This window comes from Lysinibacillus sp. NPDC097162, assembly GCF_044762185.1.
Classification (GTDB): Bacteria; Bacillota; Bacilli; order Bacillales_A; family Planococcaceae; genus Lysinibacillus.
Window position 1 is genome coordinate 1,648,015 of record NZ_JBIWDT010000001.1, and the last position, 26,719, is coordinate 1,674,733.

The 26,719-nt window shown below is 32.3% G+C and carries 38 protein-coding genes, 2 pseudogenes and 1 other annotated feature; of the genes and pseudogenes, 8 read left to right on the top strand and 32 right to left on the bottom strand.

Annotated features, from left to right (window positions below):
* Positions 1-171 precede the first annotated feature (171 nt).
* The 8 genes from ACIQXW_RS08295 to ACIQXW_RS08330 all read right to left on the bottom strand — a co-directional run bounded on the left by ACIQXW_RS08295 (position 172) and on the right by ACIQXW_RS08330 (position 5,046).
* Entirely contained in the window at positions 172-879 is a 708-nt protein-coding gene (locus ACIQXW_RS08295) for a hypothetical protein (RefSeq protein WP_402761056.1), read from the bottom strand.
* A gap of 65 nt (positions 880-944) precedes the next feature.
* Positions 945-1,484 (bottom strand): hypothetical protein, encoded by a 540-nt coding sequence (locus tag ACIQXW_RS08300; RefSeq protein WP_402761059.1) that lies wholly within the window; start codon positions 1,482-1,484, stop codon positions 945-947.
* Positions 1,485-1,530: 46 nt separating this feature from the next.
* Positions 1,531-2,223, bottom strand: a complete 693-nt coding sequence (locus ACIQXW_RS08305) for a hypothetical protein (RefSeq protein WP_402761061.1) — start codon at positions 2,221-2,223, stop codon at positions 1,531-1,533.
* 178 nt (positions 2,224-2,401) lie between these two features.
* Positions 2,402-2,599 carry an XtrA/YqaO family protein gene (locus tag ACIQXW_RS08310; RefSeq protein WP_402761064.1) on the bottom strand — a complete coding sequence of 66 codons (198 nt, stop codon included), beginning with the start codon at positions 2,597-2,599 and terminating at the stop codon, positions 2,402-2,404.
* An 89-nt stretch (positions 2,600-2,688) separates the two neighbouring features.
* Complete coding sequence (locus ACIQXW_RS08315; RefSeq protein WP_402761067.1) at positions 2,689-2,907, bottom strand: hypothetical protein; 219 nt, start codon at positions 2,905-2,907, stop codon at positions 2,689-2,691.
* Positions 2,908-2,943: 36 nt separating this feature from the next.
* A complete protein-coding gene (locus tag ACIQXW_RS08320; protein WP_137067835.1) occupies positions 2,944-3,063 on the bottom strand; it encodes a BH0509 family protein in 120 nt (39 codons plus the stop codon).
* A complete protein-coding gene (locus ACIQXW_RS08325; RefSeq protein ID WP_402761070.1) occupies positions 3,056-3,421 on the bottom strand; it encodes a hypothetical protein in 366 nt (121 codons plus the stop codon). The genes ACIQXW_RS08320 and ACIQXW_RS08325 overlap by 8 nt, the downstream gene beginning before the upstream one ends.
* Before the next feature lie 407 nt (positions 3,422-3,828).
* Complete coding sequence (locus ACIQXW_RS08330) at positions 3,829-5,046, bottom strand: translocation protein TolB (protein WP_402761073.1); 1,218 nt, start codon at positions 5,044-5,046, stop codon at positions 3,829-3,831.
* 550 nt (positions 5,047-5,596) lie between these two features.
* Here ACIQXW_RS08330 and ACIQXW_RS08335 point away from each other — a divergent pair.
* The gene (locus tag ACIQXW_RS08335; RefSeq protein WP_402761076.1) at positions 5,597-5,794 is read left to right on the top strand and encodes a hypothetical protein; all 198 of its coding nucleotides are present in this window, start codon (positions 5,597-5,599) and stop codon (positions 5,792-5,794) included.
* A gap of 496 nt (positions 5,795-6,290) precedes the next feature.
* Here the strand turns inward: ACIQXW_RS08335 and ACIQXW_RS08340 are convergent, their stop codons facing one another.
* Both ACIQXW_RS08340 and ACIQXW_RS08345 read right to left on the bottom strand, forming a co-directional pair.
* A complete protein-coding gene (locus ACIQXW_RS08340; RefSeq protein WP_402762487.1) occupies positions 6,291-6,599 on the bottom strand; it encodes a DUF4352 domain-containing protein in 309 nt (102 codons plus the stop codon).
* On the bottom strand, positions 6,538-6,747 hold the full coding sequence (locus ACIQXW_RS08345) for a BRO family protein (RefSeq protein WP_402761079.1): 210 nt from the start codon (positions 6,745-6,747) through the stop codon (positions 6,538-6,540). Before ACIQXW_RS08345 ends, ACIQXW_RS08340 begins: the two co-directional genes overlap by 62 nt.
* Positions 6,748-6,792: 45 nt before the next feature.
* Here ACIQXW_RS08345 and ACIQXW_RS08350 point away from each other — a divergent pair.
* Positions 6,793-6,969, top strand: a pseudogene (locus ACIQXW_RS08350) (helix-turn-helix domain-containing protein); the annotation flags it as partial.
* A gap of 444 nt (positions 6,970-7,413) precedes the next feature.
* On the opposite strand, the gene ACIQXW_RS08355 reads toward ACIQXW_RS08350, so the two are convergent.
* The 10 genes from ACIQXW_RS08355 to ACIQXW_RS08400 all read right to left on the bottom strand — a co-directional run bounded on the left by ACIQXW_RS08355 (position 7,414) and on the right by ACIQXW_RS08400 (position 13,978).
* Positions 7,414-7,791: a VOC family protein gene (locus ACIQXW_RS08355; protein WP_402761082.1), complete on the bottom strand. Its 378-nt coding sequence runs from the start codon at positions 7,789-7,791 to the stop codon at positions 7,414-7,416.
* A 233-nt stretch (positions 7,792-8,024) separates the two neighbouring features.
* Positions 8,025-8,312, bottom strand: a complete 288-nt coding sequence (locus ACIQXW_RS08360; RefSeq protein ID WP_402761084.1) for a hypothetical protein — start codon at positions 8,310-8,312, stop codon at positions 8,025-8,027.
* A gap of 158 nt (positions 8,313-8,470) precedes the next feature.
* On the bottom strand, positions 8,471-8,740 hold the full coding sequence (locus tag ACIQXW_RS08365) for a hypothetical protein (protein ID WP_402761087.1): 270 nt from the start codon (positions 8,738-8,740) through the stop codon (positions 8,471-8,473).
* A gap of 732 nt (positions 8,741-9,472) precedes the next feature.
* Entirely contained in the window at positions 9,473-10,285 is an 813-nt protein-coding gene (locus ACIQXW_RS08370) for a PP2C family serine/threonine-protein phosphatase (RefSeq protein ID WP_402761090.1), read from the bottom strand.
* Positions 10,278-10,730, bottom strand: coding sequence for an HIT family protein (locus ACIQXW_RS08375; protein WP_402761093.1), 453 nt, complete (start codon positions 10,728-10,730; stop codon positions 10,278-10,280). Before ACIQXW_RS08375 ends, ACIQXW_RS08370 begins: the two co-directional genes overlap by 8 nt.
* A 161-nt stretch (positions 10,731-10,891) precedes the next feature.
* Positions 10,892-11,099, bottom strand: a binding site (T-box leader).
* Positions 11,100-11,249: 150 nt separating this feature from the next.
* On the bottom strand, positions 11,250-11,774 hold the full coding sequence (locus tag ACIQXW_RS08380) for a GrpB family protein (protein WP_402761096.1): 525 nt from the start codon (positions 11,772-11,774) through the stop codon (positions 11,250-11,252).
* 298 nt (positions 11,775-12,072) lie between these two features.
* The gene (locus ACIQXW_RS08385) at positions 12,073-12,996 is read right to left on the bottom strand and encodes a hypothetical protein (protein WP_402761099.1); all 924 of its coding nucleotides are present in this window, start codon (positions 12,994-12,996) and stop codon (positions 12,073-12,075) included.
* 383 nt (positions 12,997-13,379) lie between these two features.
* Entirely contained in the window at positions 13,380-13,529 is a 150-nt protein-coding gene (locus ACIQXW_RS08390) for a hypothetical protein (protein ID WP_402761102.1), read from the bottom strand.
* A gap of 65 nt (positions 13,530-13,594) precedes the next feature.
* Positions 13,595-13,768: a hypothetical protein gene (locus tag ACIQXW_RS08395; protein ID WP_402761104.1), complete on the bottom strand. Its 174-nt coding sequence runs from the start codon at positions 13,766-13,768 to the stop codon at positions 13,595-13,597.
* 45 nt (positions 13,769-13,813) lie between these two features.
* The gene (locus ACIQXW_RS08400) at positions 13,814-13,978 is read right to left on the bottom strand and encodes a hypothetical protein (RefSeq protein WP_402761107.1); all 165 of its coding nucleotides are present in this window, start codon (positions 13,976-13,978) and stop codon (positions 13,814-13,816) included.
* A 296-nt stretch (positions 13,979-14,274) separates the two neighbouring features.
* On the opposite strand from ACIQXW_RS08400, the gene ACIQXW_RS08405 reads away from it, so the two are divergent.
* Positions 14,275-14,490, top strand: coding sequence for a type II toxin-antitoxin system HicA family toxin (locus tag ACIQXW_RS08405; RefSeq protein ID WP_402761110.1), 216 nt, complete (start codon positions 14,275-14,277; stop codon positions 14,488-14,490).
* A 114-nt stretch (positions 14,491-14,604) separates the two neighbouring features.
* Positions 14,605-15,039: a type II toxin-antitoxin system HicB family antitoxin gene (locus tag ACIQXW_RS08410; protein ID WP_402761113.1), complete on the top strand. Its 435-nt coding sequence runs from the start codon at positions 14,605-14,607 to the stop codon at positions 15,037-15,039.
* Here ACIQXW_RS08410 and terS read toward each other — a convergent pair.
* The 5 genes and pseudogenes from terS to ACIQXW_RS08435 all read right to left on the bottom strand — a co-directional run bounded on the left by terS (position 15,036) and on the right by ACIQXW_RS08435 (position 18,821).
* Positions 15,036-15,821, bottom strand: a pseudogene (terS, locus tag ACIQXW_RS08415) (phage terminase small subunit). The gene ACIQXW_RS08410 and the pseudogene terS overlap by 4 nt on opposite strands.
* Before the next feature lie 66 nt (positions 15,822-15,887).
* Positions 15,888-16,115 (bottom strand): DUF4177 domain-containing protein, encoded by a 228-nt coding sequence (locus tag ACIQXW_RS08420; RefSeq protein ID WP_402761116.1) that lies wholly within the window; start codon positions 16,113-16,115, stop codon positions 15,888-15,890.
* A gap of 182 nt (positions 16,116-16,297) precedes the next feature.
* Positions 16,298-16,477, bottom strand: coding sequence for a hypothetical protein (locus ACIQXW_RS08425; protein ID WP_402761119.1), 180 nt, complete (start codon positions 16,475-16,477; stop codon positions 16,298-16,300).
* A 908-nt stretch (positions 16,478-17,385) separates the two neighbouring features.
* On the bottom strand, positions 17,386-18,258 hold the full coding sequence (locus ACIQXW_RS08430; RefSeq protein ID WP_402761122.1) for a GNAT family N-acetyltransferase: 873 nt from the start codon (positions 18,256-18,258) through the stop codon (positions 17,386-17,388).
* Between the two features lie 125 nt (positions 18,259-18,383).
* The gene (locus tag ACIQXW_RS08435) at positions 18,384-18,821 is read right to left on the bottom strand and encodes a hypothetical protein (protein ID WP_402761124.1); all 438 of its coding nucleotides are present in this window, start codon (positions 18,819-18,821) and stop codon (positions 18,384-18,386) included.
* 417 nt (positions 18,822-19,238) lie between these two features.
* On the opposite strand from ACIQXW_RS08435, the gene ACIQXW_RS08440 reads away from it, so the two are divergent.
* Together ACIQXW_RS08440 and ACIQXW_RS08445 are read left to right on the top strand one after the other, a co-directional pair.
* Entirely contained in the window at positions 19,239-19,475 is a 237-nt protein-coding gene (locus tag ACIQXW_RS08440) for a hypothetical protein (RefSeq protein ID WP_402761126.1), read from the top strand.
* Positions 19,476-19,625: 150 nt separating this feature from the next.
* Positions 19,626-20,093: a GNAT family N-acetyltransferase gene (locus ACIQXW_RS08445; RefSeq protein WP_402761128.1), complete on the top strand. Its 468-nt coding sequence runs from the start codon at positions 19,626-19,628 to the stop codon at positions 20,091-20,093.
* 254 nt (positions 20,094-20,347) lie between these two features.
* Here ACIQXW_RS08445 and ACIQXW_RS08450 read toward each other — a convergent pair whose 3' ends face one another.
* The 3 genes from ACIQXW_RS08450 to ACIQXW_RS08460 are packed head-to-tail and all read right to left on the bottom strand — an operon-like array spanning position 20,348 to position 20,923.
* A complete protein-coding gene (locus ACIQXW_RS08450; protein ID WP_340824241.1) occupies positions 20,348-20,533 on the bottom strand; it encodes a hypothetical protein in 186 nt (61 codons plus the stop codon).
* A complete protein-coding gene (locus tag ACIQXW_RS08455) occupies positions 20,515-20,739 on the bottom strand; it encodes a hypothetical protein (protein ID WP_401017032.1) in 225 nt (74 codons plus the stop codon). Before ACIQXW_RS08455 ends, ACIQXW_RS08450 begins: the two co-directional genes overlap by 19 nt.
* Complete coding sequence (locus ACIQXW_RS08460; protein WP_401017034.1) at positions 20,732-20,923, bottom strand: hypothetical protein; 192 nt, start codon at positions 20,921-20,923, stop codon at positions 20,732-20,734. Before ACIQXW_RS08460 ends, ACIQXW_RS08455 begins: the two co-directional genes overlap by 8 nt.
* Before the next feature lie 354 nt (positions 20,924-21,277).
* Here ACIQXW_RS08460 and ACIQXW_RS08465 point away from each other — a divergent pair, with 354 nt between their 5' ends.
* Together ACIQXW_RS08465 and ACIQXW_RS08470 are read left to right on the top strand one after the other, a co-directional pair.
* Entirely contained in the window at positions 21,278-21,901 is a 624-nt protein-coding gene (locus tag ACIQXW_RS08465) for a DUF3885 domain-containing protein (protein WP_402761131.1), read from the top strand.
* Positions 21,902-22,154: 253 nt separating this feature from the next.
* A complete protein-coding gene (locus ACIQXW_RS08470; protein WP_402761133.1) occupies positions 22,155-23,027 on the top strand; it encodes a gluzincin family metallopeptidase in 873 nt (290 codons plus the stop codon).
* A gap of 173 nt (positions 23,028-23,200) precedes the next feature.
* On the opposite strand, the gene ACIQXW_RS08475 is transcribed toward ACIQXW_RS08470, so the two are convergent.
* From ACIQXW_RS08475 to ACIQXW_RS08490, 4 genes are all read right to left on the bottom strand, one after another.
* Entirely contained in the window at positions 23,201-23,659 is a 459-nt protein-coding gene (locus ACIQXW_RS08475) for a hypothetical protein (RefSeq protein WP_402761136.1), read from the bottom strand.
* 478 nt (positions 23,660-24,137) lie between these two features.
* Entirely contained in the window at positions 24,138-24,578 is a 441-nt protein-coding gene (locus tag ACIQXW_RS08480; protein WP_402761139.1) for a YxiJ family protein, read from the bottom strand.
* Positions 24,579-24,950: 372 nt separating this feature from the next.
* Complete coding sequence (locus ACIQXW_RS08485; protein ID WP_402761141.1) at positions 24,951-25,463, bottom strand: hypothetical protein; 513 nt, start codon at positions 25,461-25,463, stop codon at positions 24,951-24,953.
* A 153-nt stretch (positions 25,464-25,616) separates the two neighbouring features.
* Entirely contained in the window at positions 25,617-26,411 is a 795-nt protein-coding gene (locus tag ACIQXW_RS08490; protein WP_402761143.1) for a phosphotransferase family protein, read from the bottom strand.
* Positions 26,412-26,719: the final 308 nt, after the last annotated feature.

Below are 26,719 nucleotides of genomic sequence, written 5' to 3' on the forward strand. Positions count from 1 at the left end.
GCAACCATTATAAAAATAAAACAAACTGACGTAGCTTTGAATTGCACAGTCATGATGTATTTAAAAAATTTACTTGTTGTTTTAAATTAAAAAGAACAACAAAAGATATTAGCATTTGCTGTTATCTCTCTTGTTGTCCTTTAAAATAGGGATATACATAAATAATGTATACTAATCTTCTTTTATATTTTTTTCTGATTCTTTTTCTTTTTCGTAAATTATAGTATTAATAATTTGAATTAGAATTTCCAGTCTATTCTTTTGTCTAACAAAAACATAACTTGCACTAAAAATGCTATAAAGTAATAAACCTATTAATCCCAATAAAATTGCAATTGATAGATAATAATCTAACTCTAGTTTATTTAAAACTAATGTGGTAATACATGCTGTTACAACAGATGTTATTACACTTTTTGAAGTAGCTCTAAATATGTTTACTATTCCACCATCTAATCTCTGTTGTAATACGTTCTTTAAAATATAATAGTCATAAATATTTTCACCTATGTAATCTATTACCTTTTGTTTCAAATTCAAAATGTCTTCTTTAAAATTTCCAACAGATTTTTCTTTCCCTATTATATCAAAAAATAATTTTTCAATTGATGGCTCATCTGCTATCCAGGTAAAAATAGGTACAGATTCACCAGCCTTACCCTGAGATAATTTTTCCGCTTCATTGTATTGTGTTTTGTTGACTCTTTTAGATTGTATTAAACTTATTATTGCTATTAAAAATAATATTATTAATGCCAATAAAAACAGTTCAATAAAACTACTTACGGTAATGGAGAAGTATTGATGTAAATTTGCTTTAAAAGAAAAACTTATACAAATAATTAAAATTAAACCAATAAAAAACTCAAAAAGCCCCAATAAAAACACCCACTATATATAAAATTTGAAATAATACGAAGTTCTAATAAATAATTTTATACACTCTATTTAAAATATATTCTTAGTAAAAATGAAAGTCTCCATGATAATGAATAATATTCATATAAAAATGCATAATCAATTTTTTTGGCTTTTACTTGTAATTCATATTGTTCTTTTAAAAGCTTTTTATTAATAAACTTCGTATTTAATATGTAAATTTGGTCAAATTCTTTTTTATATTTTTCATCAAGCATTAATCTATCGGTTATATTATTACGATATGTTTCTATTAAAACATTTGTATCTTGATTATATTGCAGTAATAATTCTAATTTTTCATAAAAAACTTTAAGCATCAAAACAGAATCTTTTTTAGAGGAATCTATTAAAGTTAAAATTGCAAATACCATTAATTGATAGATTGCATAAAAAGCAATATTTTTACTAATTAATTCATAGCCAAAAGTATTTCTAGTAATTTTAATACTTAAGTTTCCATGTTCTATATAAAAAACAATTATGTTTAAGAAAAAAAGTACAAATAATATCTCTATTATATATATAGAGGTTTGCTTAGAATATTTTTTAAAATTAGTTTTCAAAATTCTACACCATCGTCTCATTATCAACTTGGGGTTATATGTTAATTCAACTTAAATTACTAAGTTTTTCTTTTTCTCTAATAATTTCATTAACTATTACCTTTGTAAGTTCAAGTTTCTTTTTATTTTTTGTAGATTCTACAAAAATTAAAATTGCCACTATCAATAGGGCTATTCCTATTGCAGACAAATTAAGCATTTGTACAATTTTATCTGCAAAAGTTACTTCGTTATTAAATAAAATTTTTACCTTATTGAATAATATTCCTTGCGTAAGAATTGTTGTTAAAAAGCTCGTAATAATTGTTGGTCCTAAAAATTTCAGACCATTAAAAACGCTATGTTGACTACTCCATTCAAGATAAGATTTATATAAATAATAATCTTCTAAATTATCACCAATGGACTGTTCCAAGATATCCCGTATTTCTATTAAATTTTCCAAATCAGTTTTTGCCTTTTTTCTTTTTAATAAATCATAGAGGTATTTTTCATCAAATTCTAAAGACATCCATTGATAGAGGCTTTTTTTCTTTCGTTCTTTTTTTAAGTCCTTTTCATCAGACCAGGTATTAAATTTATTTATCAAATTTAATATAATTAGACCTAAATAGAGTGATATTGAAAAAGATAAAATACTTATTAAGATTTTTGCAATTTCTTTATTAACCATAGTTGATATAACTAAAATAAAAAATATAAAAATTAAGTAAAAAAACCCTTTTAAAAATTTAATCAAGATTCCTCTCCCTTGTCCATTTCAATCGCATCACCTGACATTTATAAAAATTATCTAAGTTTTCACGTGCGTTGGTAGCTCTCATAATTTGGTCCCACCATCAAAAGAACTATTACATCAGTCTCAGATAATACTATTATAACAGTATAAATTTTCCTATCAATACTATTATTTCACCTTAAAACTCCTCCCCCTCATCAAACTCAACACGTCTCACCTTCCCTTGATACGTCACAATCTTTGTCTTAGCATGCGCTGGGAGCTCCGTGTATTTTGCGATGCCATCGGAGAGGACGATGACACAGTTTTCGGGAAGTTCCATGATGTCGATTTGTAGGATACCTTCGTTCGAAATGACTAGTGGTTTTAATCTCACAATAGCTTCCCCCTTATGCTATAATGATATTACTGGTAGCAAGGGAGAAGCCTTTGCTGTATCAAAGCTATGGTGCCGCCATAGCTTTTTTAATTAGTCATGACTAAATTGCTTAACACTTGATAGCAACGTTCTTTTTCTTTAAAACATTCATGTAAACGAATATTTTCAATTTCGTAAAATTTAGCTGTTTTGCGAATGATATGTTTCCCGATAAGGATTTCTTCATCATCATGAAGCTGATTCAGTGCCTGATAAATAGGGTCCATCGAAACGCCAATGATCTCATAAATATTCACATTATCCATTTTCATCCCTCTCTTTTCTTCAAGCTAAAGCCACTTTTATAACTCATCCAACGTCTTCACTAGCTCTTCATCTGACATATTGCGAAGCATTTCCTCAGCGTAGTTTTTGCGTAGCATGATAATGGCAATAATCTCTTCACGTTCTTGCTTAGACAATCCTTCTCCCTCCTTTATGTAAATCAAAGCGATACAAGTGATATTGTCCTGCCGCTGCATGACCAAGATAGGCTGGAAATTGCACAATCGTTTTTCGGTATTCTAGCAGTGACGTTTGTATATCGAAATCGGCAAAATACATCACCTTTGTTAATAATCGATGGGCTTCCGTAATGCCTCCTGCCACTTCACCAAATAACGCTTGATGCAGCATGTTGACTTCCAGTGGATCACTAGCAAAGTAAAATGCATATTGTTCAAAGCTATTGACGACGTATATCTTAATAAGGCCAATGCCAAGGACATTTCGATTGGTCATTTCACATACTACCGCGTCATTATAGACTACCTCTAGCAATTTATTAAAGTCATCCTCCAGCTGAATTTGTTTTTACCTTTGCTCTTACAGTAAGCGTTACGATAATTAGTTTTGTAAACAGCATCGGGAGAGAAAAAGAAATGAACGAGTTTGAGCATTTAGTGACTCAATTACAACAAGGTTCTTTCTGGTCTATTTATGTAATCATCGCTTTCTTATATCTACTTGTTTAGTGGGGGATGTTTCTGTTTAATAATTGAAAGAAGGAAGTTTCTTATTAAGCTAACGAAGTACATTAATTCAATTTTCATTTCATGAAATATCAGAACAAAAAGACAGAATTTTTTCTACACGTTTTGTAGATTAAATCTGCCTTTTGGACCGAATATTCAACTAATGCTCTCTTTTACTAGAATAAAGAAGTGTAGAATCTGCGGATGTTTCAGTTACTTACTATAGAAAAAAGTTGGTGCAGTGTCTACGTTTATTAACCACCGATATTCTAGACCATCTATTCTATCTTTAATCCATACATCTCCTTGGTTTTCTTTTTTAGCTGTTCGATACCAAGTAATCCTTGAACCAACTACTTGAGGAGTATTATCTATTTTATTGTTCTTTGGAAATGTAATCTGCCTTTGTTCTCCTGATTCAAGATTAATTACATATAGCGCTGTATACATAGTTGGAACTGGTCCCAATTTCCATGCTTTGTTTTCTTTTGCCCGAGCAACAATTATTTCATCTAGAGAAAGCCATTCCAAATCTAGGTCTACATATCCTTTAGGTGTATAGTCCTTTTGTTTATTCGCTGTAGGGATCTCGGTAACGGTTGTATCTTTGTTTTCAACAAAAAATCTTCCTTCACCCGATATGTAGGCTAGTTGATTTTTTGATGGAGCCCACTTTATCCAATTTTCATACCCAAGCATTTTCCCTATCACTTGAAATTGATCACCTACTGATGAAAGTACTGATAATGTATTGCTATCATTGGACCAAGACGCTGTGGGTGTTAATAGAAAACTAATCCAGCTCCCTTCAGGACTAAACGTTAAATAGTCAGCATCAATAGCGAATAAGTCCGTTGTATTTGTTTGAATGGTGTAAAAGGGCTTTATTTTATTCGTATCGAGATTGGCATCTAAGGGCACTTTAAAAAGACGAACAGGTTCCCATCCAGTAGGAAGTAAATTAGATTGAGATGAAACGATAAACGCTTTTCCATCGGGGAACCATTCAAAATCACTAACACCTAGAGATACATTTTCAAAACCTTGTGGTCGCCCATTTTGGGTTTTTGTAACGTTTAGGATACCTCCCGAATTGTAAGCTAGTTGATTGGATGTTGGCGACCATTTGATTTCATTTGCTTCAATTATAGGATACGGCTTATAACTTTCCTTTTTCTTCACATCATAAATATATAAATTCGTTTTTCCATCCTCTTCCTTACCTGCTAAATAGGCAATAAATTGACCGTCTTTTGACCACTTTGGAGAGGATACATACTGACCTGTCGTAAGCTGTAGTTCCTTATCACCCTCTTTTATCCAAAGCTGGTGGTCTCGTATGAAAGCAGCTTTAAGTGGGCCGTCAGCAGAAACACCTATTGAAAAATTAAAACTAATAAATAGTATTAATAATAAAACCCTAATTGCCATTAATCATCCCACCTTTTTATCATAGGATGTTCTATTGAAGGGATTAAATTCGTCCATCAATCATAACAAATGCTGGATTGTTGCTTTTCACCGCTACCACCTTCCATTACCTGCTCCGTTATTCGAATAGCAACAATCAGAAAACAGCCAATATATAAAAGCCCAGACTCAGATTAAATGATTCTGGACTTTTTCCGTTTATTTTGTTGCTCTACGTTGCTGAATCGTAATATACAAACCAATCAAACGATCAGTTGTCATGGTTCCACTTTGTAAATCCTTCAAGTGTGAAGCATTAATAATCCCCTCCTTCACCGCCTGTGCAATAAAGTTCTCAAAATTTAACTAAAGCCACCCGTTTAGCTTAAATAAACATCTGTTAGTCTTCATCCAAAAAAGTTGCAGTGGATAAATTTAATAGTGGTACTACTATTATTGCTAAACCTAAACTTAATTCACGATTTACAATATAAAACATTTTTTCATTATATTCCAATTTTGTTGATAACGCTTTCCGAGCGTGGTATTTTTATATAAAGGAGGTGATTATATGAGATATTTATTTGGGATCATTTTTTTATTAATAGGTATTTGGCAGCTAATAATAACCTGGCGAACATTCACAGGTCTCAAGAAAGACGGAGATAAAAGTACTTCTCCTTTTATTATGCTAGGCCTGTGGAATAGTTTATTATTTGCCATAATTTTTATTGCTGTTTCAATCGGATGTTTCTACATCAATTTTTAAATATTTCTATTTATAATTTATTTGGTTTGTTCATTACTTTACAAGTATGTGATAAGTCAATCTCGTTGTTGAGTCGTCTTAAGCAGTATATTAAGTATCGAACCAATACACATACAAACTAAAAATCCAAACAAAGCATAAATGAGTGATTCCATAATACCTCCAAACTTCTATTATATAATATTTTACTTTAAATTCTTATTCAACTAAACTGCCCCGTTAGTTTAATATAGTTCCTTGCCATTTACATCCTGACGTTAACTAATTCGAGCGAAAAAAAGATTTTGTATTCGCATCGTTATAGAACTTTCTATAATGTAGCTTTATTAATGCGATTGGATATACCCATTCGTATGAAAATTGTTAAAAAACCGATTTATATCAATAAAAAAGAGGCATCCAAATCATTTCGATTTGATACACCTTTTATAGTGTTTGTTAAAGTTTTGTACTCGAAACCAGAACCCGCTACTCAATAAGTGACTTTTATAAACGCTTAATTTAGATTTATTATTCCTGTTTCAGTACCCCAGAATCCGGTCTGTACTTGTAAATTGAGGCCCACTAATCCTGGTGGAACTTCAAACACTACATTACCAGTTAAAGCAAGCCCAGGATTAATTCCTTCATATGTAAAGTATTTATCATCTGCTACGATTATTGTTGAAGGAGAATATTCAGCTCCATTACTAGAAATTAATTTAAAAAAACTCGAATCAGTGTTAATCTTTTCTGTTCCATCATTACGTACAGTCACATTGACAGTTAAAAACACAGATGACTGTATAACTTGTACACCCATCATTATCACAATGATTTTTCTCCGCATGTTCTGGTTGTTTGTATTCCAAAGCTCTAGCTACATCAGTAGCACCGAAGTATTCTTTTTCATCAACAATGATTACTGGTAAATCACCAAACATTGGATGATTAAATGTTTTCAATTCACTCATTAGACAACCTCTTAAAAATTTTTAGTTTTATTGGAGTGATTTCATTTGTTAGGTAAAAATTTAAAAAATTTAAGAGGTAAACGAACTCAAGAAGAAATCGCAAAAGCGGTAGGACTATCACGAGCTCGTTATGCCCATTATGAAAATGATATACGTGAACCTGATTTAGAAACCTTAGAAAGATTTGCTGATTTTTTTGATGTTTCAATTGATTACCTTCTTTGACGTACAGAAAAACAAAATCTTACTCATCAAGAACCTGAAGATGCAGACTTTCAAGCATTTGCTAACAATCCAGAACTACAGAAGTTTTACAAAGAACTTCCTTATTCAATAGTTAAAAGATTACGTGATATTTGGGAAATTTTAAAACATGAAAGTTAATAATACTTAGCCAGTCAAATTGCTCTCTGCATTAAAAGCTGAATAAATAATGCGCACAAGAAAAGTCACAAACGTTGATTTAACAACATTCGTGACTTTTTGGTGTACGTCCAAACTTTAAGTTGGGAACGTTATTTTGTTTAGACTTGAATAAATATCGCAACAAATGAAGTGAATTATGTACCGAGCTTGAAAGGTCAAAATTATTTCAAATCTAATATATTTTCATCTCTTAAAGCTCTTACGTTCTTCAAATAGTATAGGCTCTGAATTTATTACGAATTAAATTTGTACTTCACACATTAAAGCATGTGTATTTCCTTCAGTATCTTTAAAGAATGTCATCCACGTTTCTGTATTTTCCATTTTTGCAACGACATGTGGTTGGTCGATAAAGGAAACTCCCTTTTCAATCAATTTTTCGACTGACTTTTTTATATCTTCTACCTGAAAATAAATAACTGAACTTGAATTTGCAAATTCATCTTTTTCAGGTATTGAAAGAAGAAGTCGTTGCCCGTTACAATCAAAGAATGCCATATTCTCTGTTTGGAAGAGAAGTGTTAACCCAAGTACTTCTTTATAAAATTCAATTGCACTTTCCACATTTTTTATTGGGACTGCTATTTGCCCAATTTTTTGAATTATACTAGATCCCATTATTATTCCTCCATTCATCTTTGAACAATTTATTTATAATGCTAATAGAAAAAACTACTTTCCTATTCTATTCTATTTAAAATGCACATTCCCTTTTTTAATAAACCTGCTGCTTATGTACAGATAGTTCTCAAAGCGTCGTTTGGGGACATTTCATAAAAGAAAGTTATTCAAGAATTTGGCCCTTTAATGAAAACGAGCGCTTATCCTTGTAATCGCGCACAATTATTGAATTAAAATGGGTTTTCTCCTTTAACAAACGGAATAAATACGGCATAAACAGAGCCGATAAAAAGAAGCCAAAAGATAATAGATGCTATACGTTTCTTTAACAAGTTGTGATTTTTATTAATAAAAATCACACGAATAATTGTATAAAGAAAAAACAGTAAGTAAGAGACACCGAACCAATTAACCCATACATTTCCAGAATAAATAATACCAAAGTTCTCATAAATCGTTCTTAATACATTGTCAGTTACCGTAAAACCAATAACTAAAAAAACTAAGGTTTTAAACATTATAATAATGTACGATTTCCAAATGGACAGTTTTGTTCCCTCCCTTAATTTCCATTTCTCCAAATTTTAATATAATTATATAATTCTAGCTTTGAAGAGCATTATGCAAGCATATGGCCCGATTATTGAACACCAACCGCGACAGAATGTTGAATGTCCTAGCTATTGTTTTCGAAAAGTCTATAGACGGAGAAAAAAAGAAATGTTAATCCTAGAAACAATAGAATTCCACCTGCAATCATATTTGATATTATATATTTGGACTGAATGGAATGAAACTCAGCCGTATCCATACCACCCATCGAACCTAAATAAGCACTAGCTGCACCTGCTCCCAGATCAACACTAAACTTTAATACAAAAAAACCTGCTAATGTAATAACCATAGTAAATATTAAAAAGCCATATTTCTTAATAAATTGCATCATATCCCCCTGTCCACTATTTAAAAAATAGACCGTATTTTTAAAGAAGAAGTGCAATCTCAACTCTAAAATTGCGCCATATAATGGTTTGTTTCCGCGTACTGTTCATCATTTACTTGCTCCATAAGTTGAAGTAGAAAAATGTATACACATTATTAAGAATCCCTTCAGTTCAGTTAGCAGAAAGATATTTATTGAAAGTTATTAAAAATTAAATTGAAGAAAACCAAACATATTCGGTAATATAAAGATCAAAAATAGCCCAGTAAACGAGAAGGTTATAAATCTTTTTCTATCTATACCAAGTCTTAATTCCCAGAGTCCCAAACACACTAAATATAAACCTAACAACATACTAATCATTGGTAACATCACTAAATAAATACTCATTTTATTTTCTCCTTTTAATGACTAAATTTTATATGTATATATTTGAACTGACATAGTCCATTAACTTTTATACGTCTGGCAGTTATATAAGTTCCAATTTTAAGTAAATTATCCATTAATAATAAAAGTTAAAAGATTCCTTGATATTAGGGGAATCTTAAAACATGAAAAGTAATTATAATAATTAACCAGTCAAACTGCTCTTTGCATAAAAAGCTGAATAAATAATGCGCATAAGAAAAGTCACAAACGTTGATTTAACAACATTCGTGACTTTTTGGCGTACGTCCAAACTTTGATTTGGGAACGTTATTTAGATTTATTTTGCATACTAATTAATATATTCTACTGATTACTAGGGATTGTGGCAGTCTTTGAAATATTTATCTTCCATAAAATAATTGTTGTACTGTCTCTAACATTATTATCTTGGATGTCACTTAACATTTTCCAAATACTACGCTCATCATCTAGGTTATTAACTGCATTATAAATATCTATCGCGTTTGCATAGGGTTCATTCGGGCACTCCGTTAATCCATCGCTTGTAAGGAATAAATGATTTTCTCCATTTCTTAATTCCCTTCTTCCGACTGTATAGCAAGGAACTTCTTGTTCAAAAGTATTGACCTGTCCTATCCATTCATAAAATTGTCTTTGATTTAATTGGTATTGACCTAGTGCAGCTAATTGTGGATGAAACAAACAAAGAATACAATCTCCAACCGAAAACCACCATACATATTTATCTTTCCTGACTACAATTAAGCAAGCTGTTTCTCCCTTAATTTTCCGACAAATAGATAGGAAATCCGCCGATTGAAACATACTTAAAATCTTATCTTCTATCATATTGAAAAATTGTGAATTTACAGGTAAGGACAATAAATTTTTGATAGCACTTTTTTCTTTAATGAACTGCTCTAAAATAATTTTAGCACTCTCTGCTGTATTATGTGCATCAAGTAGAATCACGAACTCCCAATTTTCTTTGATGTTATGCCAAACTAAACAACCATCTTCATTCTTATATTGCCCTACATTAGAATTACCACCATAACGTCCAACTAAAATATGATTAAGTTGAAGAACACTTGGTTTATCAACGAAATCTTCTTGGCTACCAACCCAACTAAAATCTTTAGTAATATTATTCATATGGATTACCCTCTAGATACGTTTTAAGACGATTACAAAGTTCAATAACAGCATTATTATCGCCCATAGGAGCATCTTTCCAATCGTAAACTTCGGATGGTCCCCAGTATTCTTTTGGCGTATTTGGATAGCGAGCTACTAGATGCATATGAAGATGTGGAACTGAATTTCCTGAAACAAATGAATAGATGTGTTCAGCATTTTCTGACTCCGTTAGAGCTTTACTAATTCGAGCCATAATAACGCCAAACGCTTTTGCTTCATCCATCGTCATATCAGCAAGTGTGGGAGCGTGTCTTTTTAAATCAATCATAATATGACCAAGATAGTTTGGATTACCCTTTCTATCAATATGTCCAACAAAAACATATTCGTCTTCGTAAATCATCACTCCTGATGTTTGAATATTTCCAGCGTGTTTATTACAAATAAAACAATCGTTCATAAAATTTCTCTCCTTTCGATTAATACATTTAAAGTTAATTTTTATAGCTGTAAACATTATTGTAATAACCTTTTACATTCAAAATCTTCGCTCACTTTTTTAACTTCTCTCACAATAGTTTCATGGCTTACCCTCCTAAAAATAAAAAAACCTCGCCTCAATAAAGAGACGAAGTTATATTCGCGGTACCACTCTAATTGATTAATTCATATTAATCCACTTAAGCTATAACGGTAGCTGCCGTTTATACTTACTTTAGTTCAGTATAAATACTCATGGACGAGTTCGGAAATTTATTGACTGTTTTGCACCATCCAACAGCTCTCTATACAATAGTTGTTCCCTAATACTTCCAATCATTGACTTATATATTGATTTAAATCATATTAAATTTAGAAAATTTTGTCAATATTAAATTCCCAAAGCGTCGTTTGGTGCTTATATTAATCTGCTACGTTAGTAATAAAAAATCTTTACTTCTTATTGAAGTTAAGCACCGGTTACTTTAATAAGAGATTTTTATTTACCGTACATTTCCTTCATAGCTATTTCGATAATCTTTTTAATAAACGGTTCTTTCTTCTTTGTATATGTTGGTCTATCGAACTTATATTTAGAAGCAAGTTCTTTTTTTAATGAAGCATACTCTTTGGCCACATGGGGGTGTAACCTAAGATAATCTCGAAACATTAATTTTTCAATCCACTCACTGCTGTTAATTTCACAGATATGCAGATGACAAGTACCCTTTCCCCATAAACCCTTCCTAAAAAACATTCTATCTTTAAACTCAGGTTTATGGACATATTCAAATTCAATTTCACTGAGAGGAAAAACAAAGTTAGATACCTCACCTAAATCTTGTATGCCCAAAATAATATCTATTATTGGTTTCGCTTTCAATCCCTTTATAGAAGTGCTTCCAATATGTTCAATCCCAACAACTTTATCACCTAAAACATCGATAATTCTTTTTTTCTCATATTCAAATTCTTCTTCCCAATTAAGATTATAATCACTAAGGTTCACAATTGGTTTCTTCATTTTGTCCCCACCTATAAAATATTACTAAATGGCCTTTAATGAAAACGAGCGCTGATCCTTATTACAGAATCGCGCCCTATTGTTATAGTTTGGTCTTCTGTGTCCAAAACTTTTATTTGGGAAAGTTAATTTGAATGATTTTGTATACTTTATAACGTTTTAATGAACTTAGACAGAAGTGCTTATTCAATAGTAGCTCACAAATGCGAAGAGCCAAGATAGTTGCACTGCTGTTTTTAAGCAATAAATCGTCTCTTTTACTGAGCGATACTAAATCTGTATTCCTTATCACCTACCGTCACACACCGGATTTCACTTCATACATATACAGCTCATCCCCGTCCAAAAACAGCAACTTACTCTCACGGTTATTCACTAATTGCGGTTCGAAAGGCTTACCATCCGGCCTCATCAGCTCGATTTCACGGTCAGTCTTATATTCATTACCTTCACGATGTAACTCAAAGAGTGTACGTTCTCCTCTGCCTCGGTATGCAACGATCGTCTCCCCGTTCACCGCAAACGCCTGAAAATAAATATCTTCGGGTGAATAATACGATGTGAGACCTTCTTTCCGTACGCCAATCTTCGAATCTAGGCTAAAGAAAAACCAAATTCCTCCATCTGCTACACCATTCAACGCCAAACACTCAAAAATTAAATATTCCTTATCTTCTTCAAGCGAATCCAATTTAGCACCCGAGGCGTCCCAGCCAACTATCCCGCTGCGGCCAACCGGATCCTTCCAGCCGTAATTGCCGAAAACGCCTTCATCAAAGTACCCTGTCCAAATCTCTTGATTCTTTGTTACGTACACATGCCCAATACCATCCCCTAAACAAAATGATCGGATGAAACGACCATTCTCATCATAGACACGTGCGTTTTCTTCAATGTTTTGCGCATCATGGTAATACGACCGTGCGCATACAAGCAGAAATTGTCCGTCATCAATCGGCTGTATGTAATGATAATTCCATGTCTCTTTCGGCAAATCTAGTACTTTCTTTTGTCCATCTTTTAGATGAATGACTTGATATCTATAGCTTTGTTCCGTAACTGTTGCAGGGAAACAACCATCGATTAGTGGAATTCGCTCTTCCTTCAGTAGGACAAATACATCGTTTTCATGTCCAAGTGCAATCGAAAGAGGCATCATTTGTTTCAACTCTTCGTTCAGATTAGCTATTGGATTCATAAGTATTTTGAGTATTGATTTCATTTTCTTTCAGCAACCTTTCCTCGATAGTTTGCATACGCAAAAAGAATTTAAGTAATAATGATTTTATTTCTTTTTTATTAAACCATTAATTAACTCTATCAAGAAAATTTTACCACTTTTTAAAATGCACCGAAATCGTCGTTAAGTAACATTTCTTAATAGATTGTTACTCCACAATCTGGCCCGATTGTTGAATAAAATTTAATCAAAACTTCCAAACCAATTCAATTTTAACACATATAACCAATAACAAAATCACCTCTAAGAAAAACTAACGAGGCGATTTTTATCATGCTTTAATTCAAGAACTAAATTACTGATGCTTATACAAACAAATGTATTACATAAATCTCGTATACTAAATTAAAAAAGGGAAAAAATCCTCATTCTAAGTAATTTGCTATTTCTATCATTGAATTTGTCAATCGCGCTAGTTCCTCATCAAGCGCTGATTGAGATCGCTCCGCTAACAATACTAGTTGTTGGCGGAGTTTTTCTTTTACTGACATTTCATTTATTGATTTATATTCCATTTTTCTGCTCCTTTAATAATTTTTTATAATTGCATCTGCTTTTAGCACTAGATGTTCATAAAATGCTACCTTTCGGCGCTAAACTTCTTTCTCCACTCGTTATAACTTACATAAGGTATCGTCACACTTGATGGCTTAACTTCTTTGTAAGCTTTGTTAAACGCCTGTCTATACGTTAGCCCTAAATCCTCCATGTAAGCATCCATACGAGCTGCTAATTTCTTTTGGTACATGTTCATCCATGTAGTCTTTGCCGCGTCTGTATTCAGGTATTTTACCGTTTATCAAGTAAATCGTATTGCATCGACACTGAATACCCATTGATACAACATTCCATAGTCTTGGAGCTTTGATTTCCACTTACCGTAGTGATAATAGCCGTCTTTATCCGCTGTTTGCCCATCTAGCTTTCTATGTGATTTGCGAACTCTCGTATCAAGTGAAGACATCCAAACCTTCGTTAGCCGAACGGTTTTACTCGCCTATTCTTCTACAGCTAAATCGGCTTGCGATCATACTCTGCCACCTTCAGTTCGAGCCACAAGGATGGCTTTCTTCTTTGTCCACCCCATAGCGTTCTCGATCCTGCGCGCTATTTCAGTATAACTTTCTCCAACTTGTAGGCTTTGTCATTTTACTCAACTCCCTTAATATTACACGCATAAAAGACACGCGTATTTTTTGCTCCACAATAGACACGCATTATTTATGCGTGTTATAATGATATTAGAAAGGAGGTAAGGTAATGGGAAAGCAAGTGACCATAAGAGAAGCACTAAAAAAACTTAAAAAAGAAGGATTCATCAAATCTCCTACTCATAAGGGTCCTGGCAGTCATAAAAGATACATACATAAAGATGACCCAACAAGATTTGCTGATATAAGCGTAAAAGCTGATGGTCGATTGATTCCGGTAGGCACACTTAAAAGTATTGAGCAGACTTCAGGGGTTAAATTTTAACCCCTCTCTGCTACATCTATTGCCTAGCCTTAACTTGCCTTTCTCTATATTGCCTTACCTCAAATGTTTAAAAGTAACATAATAATAATAATGAAAAGAAAGGAGGTTATTAAATTGAGCTACGCCAATCATTTTATTTACCCAGTCGTTGTTGAAACTGCAGCCGATGGTGGTTTAGGAATGTATTTCCCTGACTTTGCTGGAACAGCTATTTTAGCTGACCATATTAAAGAAGGTATCCAAGAAGCGAAAGATATGTTAGCTTTTCGTATCCTTGAATTAGAAGAAAATGAAACATCTCTGCCCAATCCATCAAATCCTGCAGATATCGTTTTGCATGCTGAATCAGATCGCATTATCTTTATTGACGTTTACATGCCCCCATTTCGTAATGAGGCTGTAAATAAAGCCGTAACAAAAAACTGTACACTTCCACGCTGGTTACGAGATGCAGCTGAAGATGCTGGTTTAAACTTTTCACAGATACTTCAAGCTTCCCTTAAAGAGGCTCTTGGTATTGAACAAAACGACAAAAAAGCAGCCAATTAAGGTTGCTTTTTTTGGCTGACAATTTGAATTTCTATAGGTTCATTTTGTTGATCAGAACCAAGCTTTTCAACCTCCAATTTCGACTTATCAATATTTAACTGCATCTGCTCTAGCTTCAATCGACGCTCATCCTCAGCGTCAGCCATTTCCACAAATTGACGAATTGAAGAACGCAACTCCCCGATTGCTCTCGATTGAGCAGTGAGTAGTTGCGCCTAGCGTTCCCATGCAAATTGGAAGTTGTATTCAGTTTCGTGTAAAGGATTTTTACCACCTTGCACCTTCTCTCTTTTGAGCTCTTTTATGATTTCGTCTTTTGATTCAACATGCATAATACGTTGAGCTCTAATAATAGCAGCATACTGGACTTGTATTTGATCCCATATTAAATCGGCTGGAGAACGTTCGTTCATTGCTTCCATGATTTCGAGTGTTTCTTCTGGTAGGAACTTTTGAAAGAAGCCATGCTTTAGTGCATTTGTGTTTCGTTTCGGAGGCGAAGCGTTTGTATTACCTTTATTCCCTTTTGCATTGTTGTTTCCTATTGGTGCACCGCGGTTTCTACTTTCTGTCTCTATCTCGTTGTCGGTTGCATCCTCACTAGAAATAGTTGCAACCTTTTGTGTATTGGTTGCATCCTTTTCTGTTGCATCCCTCTACCATTTTTCACGACTCTTCCGGCTTTTTAATGTACCGAGCTTTATGTCATGCTTTTCAGCAAGATCAGCCAGTGTAATTTTTGTTGTTTCCCACTCTAGTTTAATTTCATCCCAATTAGGCATCTCTCATGACCACCACCTCCGTCTAACAAAACAAAAAAAGACACTCGAATGAGCATCTTTTTTAAATTACTTTTCTTGATATTCTCTTTTCATTATGAATATCAAAGAACTAGTTTTAACAGAAATAACTGCGTTTTTACCTGCATTCTTAGTGCTATCTATCTGATCTGTTATTGAAACAAGTTCCCATCCATCGCAACCATATCCACTCAACATATCTCCGATATAATCAGCTTCCCTTTGATCTTCAATTGCTGTTTCTCTGTATATTATTTTATATTCCCATTTTTTCATCAAATCCACCTCCAGCACAATCATAAACCATAAGATAAAATATATGTAATAGCTTTTTGCTTTCACAAACAAGTTCCGGTAGTTCAGCAGCAAGAGGAGGACTGCTCAATACTCACTTTTCATGGCAAAATAAAAACGCCCCGAAGGATGTTAAACTAACATTAAATGAATCTATCTATGTATTATTCGTTTATTTTGATTTCATCTTTATCTTGGCTGTTCTTTTTTAAAAGCTCGATAATTTCTTTATTTTGTTCAACTTGAATATTGCTATTTACTTTTATGATTCTAATCCATAATGTTATTGCTATTATTAAAAATGGAAATATAAAAATAAATGCCGTAAAGAGATCTTCCTTCATTTTTCTATCCAGCTCCTTCTTATTTTAGGATCATTCTCATTATACACAAACCCTAAAAAAGATGGTAAATAAGTAAATTTTTACAGCAAAAATCCTTCCCAAGCTAGGTGTAAGGATTTTTCCTCTATTATTCTATTGTGGTAAAAACTGTCGAGTTAGCTCACTTCTAGCAACCGTGGCAGAGCTACACCATGTTAATATTGAAAGCGAATTTGTTTTTTAGTGCATTTCCGTGCACGTTTAGTAAGTTTGACTGTACAAAATGGAAGTAGACGAAGTTCACATGATAACCACTCCTTTATCGAAAGAAGATTTGAATTGAAACAATTACTGAAAACAAAAACACTCCCATATAGAACCAACCATAAACCTTTGTCTCGCTTTGAAATTTTTTAATCCCTAGAATTAACATCACTAAACCTATGAAGAATACCAATAAGAAATTCCAGTGGTAATCATGTGTAATAATTCCATACGTCGAGAGAGACAATATTATGACTGTAAAAACAATTTGAAAAATTGTCAGCATAACTTCCCACTCCTCTATTTCATTTTATTTCTCATACAACAAATAAATATTAGAGGGAATTAATTACAATTTAAGCCCTTTATATTAATTAAGATACCTAATCTCTTAAAAATATGGGCCGGCCATGTATGTCGCGCTCCGAACTAATATGACAAGCGCAGGTCGGTCGTCGGTCTGTCTTTTCCTAATATTTAGTTTTTAATACCGAAGGGAGGAAACCTTTACCGCACCGAACCTACCTCCTAGTTTACAATACAAATTTTTAATCACAAACTATCGTTCATGTTTTACGTTTGTTCCTTTTATTACATTTGTTCCAAACATTACATTTACAATTTTATTAAAAGCCACTGTTAGGTGAATACGGATATTGGTATTCCTAACCAAAGATTTGTGCAGCAATAGCAAACAACTCTTTATTCCTATTTGGCATTTTAATAGAATTCTTTATCATTATTGGAGGATTACTAACTTTAATAAATCCACTTTTTTCTAAGAACAACATTAACTCGTCATTACTGGATGACACATCAATCCTTAACTTTCCTTGATGATTATTAACTAAACCATCTATTATTAAAGCAGCTGTTTGTGCCTCTGGTGCTACAATAGGTCCTATTAATAGATTTTCTGGACCTAAAATGGATAATCCAAATCCAATAATCTTCCCTTTTAGATTTCTAACAATTAAACATTGTTTTGATTGATTTATCCTGTTAAGAAGTAATTTTCTCCTCTTATTTCCAAATGCAGCTGAATCTAATTCAATAATTTCATTTATATCTTTCTCTTGGTATCTCTCTAGAGTAATTTCTTGAAGATTATTAAACAATCTAGTTGGAATATAATTATCACTTAAATACTTATGTACAGAATCGACAGTAATAAAACCCAAGTTTTCATATAAAGGTTTTCCATCTTCAGTTGAAATTAACATTATTGAGGTATTTTGAGAAACACTGTCTATACACTTCTGAGTAGCCTTCTTTCCTAAGCCTAATCCTCTATATTCTTCATTAACAATTACCATACCTATTGAAGCTAAATCAGTATCATAGGGTATTATTGCGGCACTCGAAACAATTTTGCCCACAGCATTTTTATGTCCGTATATTTTACCAGATGACATAACAGTTCTAATTTCTTGTTCATCATAATCCCAGCCAACTGATGTCGAAAGTTCTACTAAGCCTATGACATCATATTTATCAAATTCCACTAATTTCAAAACTTTTTTATTGTCTGTATACATTATTAATCCCCCTACTTTATTTCTATTATTATCATAATTTACCATCTATCCTTGTTCAACTAAACTGCTCCGTCAGTTGAAGAAACAATACTTTTAAAAATAACTAAAAAGAAGCAACCTTTCGGCTACTTCATCATCTGACTCAAAATATTATTTCTAACTCTAAATAGTGTCGTACTAGACAAACTCATGTGTTTACCAATAGCTCGCATACTATCTCCATCTAGCAATCTATGAAGGATTTCCAGCTCTCTATCGCCTTTTACTAACGGAATACGCTTTTGCACTTCAGCAACCTTACTTTCGTATTCCTGAATGCGTTTGTTATTTATATACAAACGTCGTTGCACCTCAATAAATACAGAATCACTTGTACCTCCACTAGCATTTGGTAATGTTGCCTCAATACCGTACATTGCAATTTTTGCCCCATTGTAACTATTATTATCAACCTTTGCTACTGGCTTTCGTGCTTCTTCAATAGTCGCAACCATCCAATGATAATTCTTAATCCACTGCAGTAAATTCTCTTTCGTTACTTTAATTTGCCCTTGTTTGCCCATCAGGTTAGCCCCCTTAAGCTGTGGTATAATGCTTATGAGAAGGCTTAATGGGTATAAACCAATTCTATGCTGTAGCGTGTTACGACGCTGCGGCTTTTTCTATGTTATAATTTACATAAATTACATATTGAGGTGATGTTAGTTATGGAAAATATCAAATTAACCTGCAAGTCCTGCGGCTATAGTTCATTCGGCGAAGGTAAACTTGATGGCTATGCTAAATTAAGACCTGTCAACAATAGTCTCTCTATAGGATCACCACTTATTTTTACTGTGTGTCAAAATTGCGGAGAAGTAGCTTCAATTAAAGTTACTAAACCTCAAAAGTTCAAGTAGTTTCGTACAAGCTGTAGCGTCTTCAAACGCTGCAGCTTTTTTATGGTACAATTTACACAAAATACATAATGAGGTAATGCTATGGACATATCTTCTGATTTATCACTTGGTACAAGCTTGTGGAATTTCATACCACCGATGATTCTATTAGTGGTTGCTATGAGCGCCTGTATGGGAATCTATGTTGTCTTATTCAAAAAGGTTCTTCCTCGCAAAATATATAATTTCTTTTTAGGACCTGTTGCACTTATAGGTTTTTATATTTGGGCTGTTCCGATGAATATCGGATTTTACGAATTCTTTAGAGCGATGTTTTAATCGCTCTTTTTTCATTATCTCCTCTTATTGTTCAGTAATCTAAATCTTTGACTATATATAAATGTTATCTACATCGTTTATAATTGAAATTGAATATTCGGTAATTTATTTACACTAGTTCTATATAGATTTAAAAAGTAGGAGGTATTTATGAATATTGATTTATTAGTAAATCGACCAGAACATTTAGAGGATGTTGCAAAAATGGTCTATACAGAATTTGTTGTACCAACTAGCAGCAAGAAATCATATGACGAAGTAGTCGATTTTTTTAAAGAAACAAATGCAAATGAACTTCCAATTACTTTCGTAGCGAATATAGATGGTCAATGTGTAGGAACAGTATCTGTATTTGAAAACGATTGGAAAGAAAGACCTCAATATAAACCTTGGTTAGCTTCGTTATATGTTGAAACATCATATCGGAGTCAAAAAATAGGATATTATTTAATGGACTACTTGCTAACACATTTGAAGAAATTAGGATATACTCAAGTATTTTTAAAGACTGAAAACACCTCAGCCTATTATGAAAATAGAGGTTGGGAGCGCATTGAAACAGTTCTAGATGAACAACATAGAAAGGTCGATATTTTTAAATACAAATTAACGAAATAATTTGTAGAAATTATTACAAATTTCGCTCTCTAACTGTTGATAGGGCATTGTTATATAAAAAACAAAGTTAACAATGCTCCCTCTTACTGCACAATATCTTTCTATTACCATGGCACTCTCCGCAGTCTCATACTGTTTCCTTCAAATTTATTCTTCAAATATGCTGATAATACACCTTAAAGCAGTACTTTTCTGACTTTCCCTACTAACTTTTAATGTATTTAGATTGTCAATTTGAATACCCTTACGCAGTCTCATGTAGCCTTCAATCCTCCAGTAAATGCAATATAATTCAAAGCCTCGTCCTGTGTGTTAAGCCCCTTCAGCACGCGTAAAGCTTCAAGGTTCTGATAAAACCCTATCTCGTTTTCTTTGTACTGATATTTTTTGTAGAGGCTAGTGTGTAACACCATCTGATCAATTAAGTATTGTTCACCCATTCCGCACCCCTCGCTTTAATTTGATTCTCGCTATATGTCAAAATGCGTTTAGGCTTTCCATACTTTTTACCAACTTCATCTCTCGTCATGCCATGCACTAGCCAGCAATGCTTTTTCGTAATGATGGTCCCAATGTGATGACAGCCAGGCACAGGGCATTTCAGCAGCTCTGCATTTGGTGCATACCATGTGAAATTTTTAGTCATTTGTTTCACACACCACCAATTTATTAAAAGCCCTGCGGTCACCAGTTTCCAAAGCGATATCGATAGCAGTAGCTTTGTAATTTTGTTTGTTGAATTCGTCAAGCTCATTCATGAGTTTGTTTAGTTCCCACTCACATCTCGCCTCACGAACCTTAGCTAAAATCTGTTTATAATCATTCTTCATCCATTCTCCCTCCAATCAAGGAGCTTGGCGCCCCTCACTTTAATCTGTAGTTCAACCCTAAATCCTTATCGATATGAATAAAAAACTGCTTACACATTTGATAAAAGCGTGTACCGAGACCTTCATCCATTTGAACAAGAATCTCGTCAAAAGTTAGTTCGCTGCTAATAAACACTGGCTTATTCATATAACGATAGTTCACAACAGAATAAAGCTGATACAGCAGGTCATATAGGCTATAATGGTGAGAAAAAGGCATGGAAAAAAGGTGCTAGTGAAAGAACAGCTTCACTAGATAAGAATGGTAACGTCATTGATGAATAATAAAATAATGTGGAAATAAGGTGACTCTATATGCAATTAAAAAAATTTATGGAAGAACATTATAATGGATTAGCATTATCGCCAGATTTTTATCATAATTGGGATACAGGTATTCATGTTGAGTTAGGTAATGATAATCATCAAAATTATGATAAAAATTATTTACCTAGATTTCATATAGAGTATAAACAAGTATCTGAAATTGTGGGTTTGTTGTTTAAAAAAACTGATGATGTCATTGTTGTTGTAAATTCATACCCTGATGAAACAAAAAATACAGTAAATCCAAACTTTTTTAAAAGATATGTAAAGAATCAAAAGAAAAAGTATTCATTATTACTCCAAGAATATAATTGGCTATTCGATGAAGATAAGATTTCAGTTCAACAAATGGAATTATATTGTAAAGTCTTGGATTTAAAATTAGAATTACTGCTAAAAACATGTATTCATGAGGACTTTTTATCTCAAAATCCTCGACTAAAAAGAAAACATAGTATTTATGCTCCTGATGTTTTTTTAGTGAATACTAATACGAAATGTATTTTCCATCTTTATGATGATAATGGCTGTGAAATCTTAAATACAGATATGGAGTTTCATGCTGAACTTTTAGATTACTTTAAAGAGTGGAATACTCAATCCAAACCATAATATATTGCACGAACAAAAAAGATTAATACTCTTTTTTTATTTAAACATCACTCAATTTCTTTTCTCTGAATGGATTGCTCCTGTTGCTTGGTAAGTAGTATATGGTGATCCGTTAAAGATTCCCCAATTACTCGTCTCTATAATTGTGGATTTTCGGTTGTGTGTTGATATATTCCTTAAATATTCTAAAAAATGAAACTTTTACATTTTATTTCCGTATAAACTAGAAAATACTATTTTTATGGAGGTAAATATGATTAAGTTTAGAGGCTATATCCTTATATTAGTATTCCTATTAACAGCCTGTACTCAAGCTCCAGTTGTTCCTAAAGAACAAGAAAAAAGTGAAGAAAATATTGTCACTACACCGGATGGTAAAATAACCTTTGAGGTTATTAATAATATTCAGATTCCCCAAGAAAAGGTAGAAACAATTAAAGAAGAAATACTTGCTGCATATGAAGTAATAAAAAATTCAATCCATACTACATATGTTCCATCTGACAAAATTCAGATATTTCTCAATGAAGGAAATCAAAATTCATGGGGCTTTGCAAAGGAAATCCTGCTATATGACATTAAGGATGATCGATATCCACTTGTCCATGAAATGACACATTCTATACTCGGTTATGGAAATAATTTTGATACGAGCAGTGGTTATTTTACACAAGAAGGTTTTGCTGATTATATGGAACAAAAATACGGAAATACTACAATTCATTCTCATCAAATCATGAAGCATTTTATAGATTCAAATAAATTAATACCTATTAGCAAGTTAATAGATACGAATTATGCCCATTCCTATTTTCGTCCTAAATTTACAAATGAATATGAGAAGAACGCCCTTATGAAAATGAGCTATATTCATTCTTCTTCTTTTATTTCATATTTAATTGATACTTATGGAATAGAAAAATTTGAACAGATATACAATGATAAGGATTTGGCTAAAAAGATAGATGAGGTTTACGGTAAACATATTGATGTGTTAGAAAAAGAGTGGATAGCTCTTATCAATAACCAAACCGATCTAACAACAAATGAGAAATTAATAATGGATCTCTATAATTTTGTTTCAGTTATAGATAAAATTGATCCTAAATATTTTACAAAGGAATAATTTCTTAGAAATATTAATGGTCAAGGAGAACAGGTATAGCGATGCTTTGGACGAGCCCTAGCAATTTAGTTTTACATCTTCCTTCTAAGTGGTTCGTCAACCAGAAGAAATTTGAAAACAAGAAGCTAGGGCTAGAAATTTGAAAAATGGAAAGTAGTAACTCGCATATATTCTTAAATAATTACTTTATTTTTTTGAATCCATATATACAATAAACTTAAAATAAACTTGCCTAAAGGAACAGTTATCGGTAGGAGTACAATACTATAAATGACACCCCATATCATCGATCCCTCAAGATTAAAAGTATTTAAATTACCACGTAATATTATCTCACTAATTATAATACCCAACGTGCCGGTAAATAAGCTGACAATAAAAGTTACAAAAAAGCTAATCCACCACATTTTTTTATTTTGGACATTGTTTTGACTAGATAGATAATATCCCATTATGGCCATGGATAAAATCAAAGGAATAGACAAAGCTATATATAACCAACTATCTCCCCAGTAGCTTAAGCTTACATAACCTCCTGCTAAACCGTAAGCTATTCTATGAAAAAAGTAAGGGATAATAAAGGAGCCAACAATGCCTATAGTAATTCCTTTTAAAATACCTTTAGCTTTCAACGCAAATCTCTCCTTTACTGGAAATATAATTGTCAATTTTAATTATAAAATATTTTTAAATATAAAAAAATATTTAACATACTAGTCAATAAATAGACTTTTTGGTTCTTTAAATTTAACTTTAGCCAAGGATTTAAGAGCCAATTCATACAAATGTTGCTTTAATTCATCTCTATACTTCTAACAATCCAGAACTATAGAAATTTTACAAAGAACTTCCTTATATGAAAGAAGAGGCAGTTAAGAGATTACGTGATATTTGGGAAATTTTAAAACATGAAAAGTAATTTATACCTTGCCAGTCAAAATAGAGTTGCTACTTTTCATAGAACCAGATGCTCTTTGCATAAAAAGCAGAATAAATAATATTCATAAGAAAAGTCACAAACGCTGATTTAACAACATTCGTGACTTTTTGGTGTACGTACAAACTTTGATTTGGAACGTTATATTAAATTTTGGTGTATAAATTTCAAGTTCATTTCTCAAAATTCAGATTCAGATTTATTTTTGTGTAAAGACTCTGTTGTTTTAACGGATAATGGTTATTTGATAACAGCTTTAATAACAATTTTCTTGCTTGCTCATGGATTTTACATTCATGAAAGAAATGATTATAGTTTGCTATCCGGTCTTCAAGAAATTCATATTGATTATAGTATTCAAAAAAAGACTTATACAGCATGTCAATTTGTCCTGTTGGAATTTGATTTGTCTTTCCTTCTAAAACATAACTTAATGTTCCTGCTATGTTTGAACAGTAGAATCGAAAATCCTCATAGAAATCCACCTCATCCTCATCAGATAAATCCAAAAATTCTGTTCGAAAATCTTCACTTATTTTATTAATATCTTCAGTAGGAAATGGCTTTCTTAATTCATCTTCAATTTCAGTTAATTGTTTTAAAATAGTGTTCATATTTTCACCCTTATTTGTGTGTCAATTATCTATTTTATCAAGTTTGTTTAGTAGTCTAGCACAAACCCTTCCAAAGCATTTTTTGATAACGATTATTGCTCAGTAGAAACTCTTATCGCTTTCTGCTCAAAATAAACTAGTTATTGTTTTCATAATGAGTGGCTTGTTTAGATATTTAAATAGTTTAATTAAATAATATCAAGTTTTAGATTAAAACAAATAAAAAGAGGCTTTGAGATTTTTATGGAGTATTATTGATTGCTACCAAACGGCGCTTGGGGACTTTATTTGCTTTAGAATAATTGTTGAATATCTATCCAGGATAAAACAGGGCTAATGTTCTTTATTCAGTACTTGTAGCGATAGAATAACTCAGCGTTTATCTTGTAAGAAATCACCAATTCGAATCGTCTCTTCAACAATTTTACCATTAGCATTCTGCTGCCACGAAATGTTTATCTTATATGTTTCAAAAATGCTTTGTAACTGCTCGCTTGAAAAATCCTTGGCATAAAAAATAAAGCGCTCGGAATCCTGCTTAAAGCTGCCATTTTTAAAATTACTTGATCTACCCTCACCATTCATATACTTGGGTCCATAATTTAATTCAATTTCACTCATAAATGCATCCCAATCAAAGTCATGCTTTACAGTTAAATTGTGAAACTTATTACCATTTAGTATTTGATAATCTAAAACAATAACTGCATAATACAGTTCAATTTCTTGTTTAGTAAAGTTACTTGCACGATTAACCAATAATTCTAGTTCCTGTTCATTAACATTTTGGATTTCAAATTGTAATTTGTCCTCTTTAACAAGTTCCTTTTGAGAACAACTTACTAGTAACAGCACAAATAGTATTACGAATGCGAATTTTTTCATTAAACCACCCCAAGGTTATTTTCTTTTCTTCCCAAACAGCACGTCCAATTTAATTCTTTTATTTTATTTGACTAAATGGCAAGATTCTTAAAGAAGAAGTGCAACCTCTACTCTCGAATTGCGATCGATTGTGGAAGAACGGTATTGGTATTTTTAAAAAAATTCATATAATCCTTTTACAAAATAATCATACAAAGTATCATCAATTATTTTTTCCCCATATCCCTCAAAAAAAGTTTGTTTATCTGTTTCATTTTCAAAGGCATTGAGTTTAGGCCTAATAGCTAAAGATACATCATATCTCGGGTCTCCGTATGCTCCACCACCCCAATCGATTACACCTGTAATGACTCCTTTGTTGACTAAAATATTATCAATTGTATAATCTCCATGTATAAGTGTTTGTTTATATTCATTCGGCTTAATTGATTTAATTTTTTCTAATAATTTTTTTGTTCCATCCACATTGTTCTTTTTAAAATTAAGTTCTGCATTACATAACATTTGATCTAGCCAAGGTCTTACACCAATTAATTCATTTGGACAAGGGGTTGAATGGATTTGCCTCAATAGATTACCAAAGTTAAATATTATTTCTTGTCGTTTCTCATTATTTTTTTCGTTATATAAAGTTGTTCTTACAGTTTCGCCTTCTATAAACTCTACAAGAGCCCAGGATTCATTCTTGAATTTTTGTTCGACGAATATCTTCACCTTTGGGATAGGTAAATTTGTTTCATTAGTTAAGCAGTTTATAACTTTTACTTCTCGATTTAACAAAGAACAATTTACCTGACCCTTTGTCCTTTTGAGTGCATAAAATCCTTGATTATTTTCAATTAATCCAACATCGGAACCGTAACCTTGTCGTGGAAATTTAATAGAATCTATGTTAAAAAGATATTCTTTTATTTCACTTGGAATTTCTTCAGTTTGAATTGGCAGCAATTAAATACACCTCGTATATTAAATGGTTGTAATATAACTCATAGGTTAATGTTTTTGGATTAGAAAAATAGCGATATTATTCTACAATCGCTTGATTGTGGAGCAAGTACTCAAATGAAATCTTCCAAATTGAAAATACTTATAAATATTCTACTTACACTCTAATTCAAATTGAGTAATCTCGAAATGATTTCATCACTTCCTGGAGAAAACATAAATATTGAGAACGAAATACATAATAATCCAATAAGCAGCGAGCTTAATCTTTTTTTCCAAAGTAGCCCCTTAATCACTAAAAATAATCCTAC

Coding starts and splice junctions, on each gene's coding strand:
- ACIQXW_RS08315 (WP_402761067.1), bottom strand. CDS start 2,907: ATGGATAATGTGAATATTTATGAGATCATTGGCGTTTCGATGGACCCT.
- ACIQXW_RS08330 (WP_402761073.1), bottom strand. CDS start 5,046: ATGGCAATTAGGGTTTTATTATTAATACTATTTATTAGTTTTAATTTT.
- ACIQXW_RS08335 (WP_402761076.1), top strand. CDS start 5,597: ATGAGATATTTATTTGGGATCATTTTTTTATTAATAGGTATTTGGCAG.
- ACIQXW_RS08340 (WP_402762487.1), bottom strand. CDS start 6,599: ATGATGGGTGTACAAGTTATACAGTCATCTGTGTTTTTAACTGTCAAT.
- ACIQXW_RS08345 (WP_402761079.1), bottom strand. CDS start 6,747: ATGAGTGAATTGAAAACATTTAATCATCCAATGTTTGGTGATTTACCA.
- ACIQXW_RS08355 (WP_402761082.1), bottom strand. CDS start 7,791: ATGGGATCTAGTATAATTCAAAAAATTGGGCAAATAGCAGTCCCAATA.
- ACIQXW_RS08360 (WP_402761084.1), bottom strand. CDS start 8,312: ATGTTTAAAACCTTAGTTTTTTTAGTTATTGGTTTTACGGTAACTGAC.
- ACIQXW_RS08365 (WP_402761087.1), bottom strand. CDS start 8,740: ATGATGCAATTTATTAAGAAATATGGCTTTTTAATATTTACTATGGTT.
- ACIQXW_RS08370 (WP_402761090.1), bottom strand. CDS start 10,285: ATGAATAATATTACTAAAGATTTTAGTTGGGTTGGTAGCCAAGAAGAT.
- ACIQXW_RS08375 (WP_402761093.1), bottom strand. CDS start 10,730: ATGAACGATTGTTTTATTTGTAATAAACACGCTGGAAATATTCAAACA.
- ACIQXW_RS08380 (WP_402761096.1), bottom strand. CDS start 11,774: ATGAAGAAACCAATTGTGAACCTTAGTGATTATAATCTTAATTGGGAA.
- ACIQXW_RS08385 (WP_402761099.1), bottom strand. CDS start 12,996: ATGAAATCAATACTCAAAATACTTATGAATCCAATAGCTAATCTGAAC.
- ACIQXW_RS08390 (WP_402761102.1), bottom strand. CDS start 13,529: ATGGAATATAAATCAATAAATGAAATGTCAGTAAAAGAAAAACTCCGC.
- ACIQXW_RS08395 (WP_402761104.1), bottom strand. CDS start 13,768: ATGAACATGTACCAAAAGAAATTAGCAGCTCGTATGGATGCTTACATG.
- ACIQXW_RS08400 (WP_402761107.1), bottom strand. CDS start 13,978: ATGTCTTCACTTGATACGAGAGTTCGCAAATCACATAGAAAGCTAGAT.
- ACIQXW_RS08405 (WP_402761110.1), top strand. CDS start 14,275: ATGGGAAAGCAAGTGACCATAAGAGAAGCACTAAAAAAACTTAAAAAA.
- ACIQXW_RS08420 (WP_402761116.1), bottom strand. CDS start 16,115: ATGAAAAAATGGGAATATAAAATAATATACAGAGAAACAGCAATTGAA.
- ACIQXW_RS08425 (WP_402761119.1), bottom strand. CDS start 16,477: ATGAAGGAAGATCTCTTTACGGCATTTATTTTTATATTTCCATTTTTA.
- ACIQXW_RS08430 (WP_402761122.1), bottom strand. CDS start 18,258: ATGTATACAGACAATAAAAAAGTTTTGAAATTAGTGGAATTTGATAAA.
- ACIQXW_RS08435 (WP_402761124.1), bottom strand. CDS start 18,821: ATGGGCAAACAAGGGCAAATTAAAGTAACGAAAGAGAATTTACTGCAG.
- ACIQXW_RS08440 (WP_402761126.1), top strand. CDS start 19,239: ATGGACATATCTTCTGATTTATCACTTGGTACAAGCTTGTGGAATTTC.
- ACIQXW_RS08445 (WP_402761128.1), top strand. CDS start 19,626: ATGAATATTGATTTATTAGTAAATCGACCAGAACATTTAGAGGATGTT.
- ACIQXW_RS08450 (WP_340824241.1), bottom strand. CDS start 20,533: ATGGGTGAACAATACTTAATTGATCAGATGGTGTTACACACTAGCCTC.
- ACIQXW_RS08455 (WP_401017032.1), bottom strand. CDS start 20,739: ATGACTAAAAATTTCACATGGTATGCACCAAATGCAGAGCTGCTGAAA.
- ACIQXW_RS08460 (WP_401017034.1), bottom strand. CDS start 20,923: ATGAAGAATGATTATAAACAGATTTTAGCTAAGGTTCGTGAGGCGAGA.
- ACIQXW_RS08465 (WP_402761131.1), top strand. CDS start 21,278: ATGCAATTAAAAAAATTTATGGAAGAACATTATAATGGATTAGCATTA.
- ACIQXW_RS08470 (WP_402761133.1), top strand. CDS start 22,155: ATGATTAAGTTTAGAGGCTATATCCTTATATTAGTATTCCTATTAACA.
- ACIQXW_RS08480 (WP_402761139.1), bottom strand. CDS start 24,578: ATGAACACTATTTTAAAACAATTAACTGAAATTGAAGATGAATTAAGA.
- ACIQXW_RS08485 (WP_402761141.1), bottom strand. CDS start 25,463: ATGAAAAAATTCGCATTCGTAATACTATTTGTGCTGTTACTAGTAAGT.